Origin of the sequence: Anaerotignum faecicola (genome assembly GCA_024460105.1) — a bacterium.
GTDB lineage: Bacteria > Bacillota > Clostridia > Lachnospirales > Anaerotignaceae > JANFXS01.
The window spans coordinates 1-419 of the sequence record JANFXS010000402.1 but is presented as its reverse complement, the minus strand read 5'-3'; the positions used below and the strand labels follow the sequence as shown (position 1 = coordinate 419).

The 419-nt window shown below is 50.6% G+C and carries 1 protein-coding gene; it reads right to left on the bottom strand.

Translation table 11 applies throughout. The features are described from left to right. On the bottom strand, positions 1-353 hold a 353-nt coding region (locus NE664_14585), incomplete at its 3' end, for an amidohydrolase family protein (protein ID MCQ4727862.1). Between the last annotated feature and the right edge of the window lie 66 nt (positions 354-419).

Below are 419 nucleotides of genomic sequence, written 5' to 3'. Positions count from 1 at the left end.
GCAGCACCCGCCTTAAGCAGAATTTCCATTCCTGCCCTGCTGTGACAGTGGCAGGCCACTTTTTTTCCGTGTTTGGCGGCTTCAGACACCATGGCCGCCAGTTCATTAAGCTCCAGTTCCACAGCCCCCGGATCTTCTCCAGCCTTTCCCAAACCTCCGGTTACCATGGCCTTGATAAAATCAACACCTTCGAACAGAAACTGACGCACCGCCTTCCTTGCTTCTATAGGTCCTGTAATATCAAAGCCTGGTTCATGGCCACCTACCACTTTAAGCGGAGTCCCACTGCACAAAAGTCTTGGCCCCTTAATCTTTCCCTTCCTGATAAAATCCCGGATAGCCAGTGTTTCCATATACTTTCCGCCGCAGTCTCTGGCTGTCGTAATCCCATGAGAAACCATCCGCTCACAATTTATTAC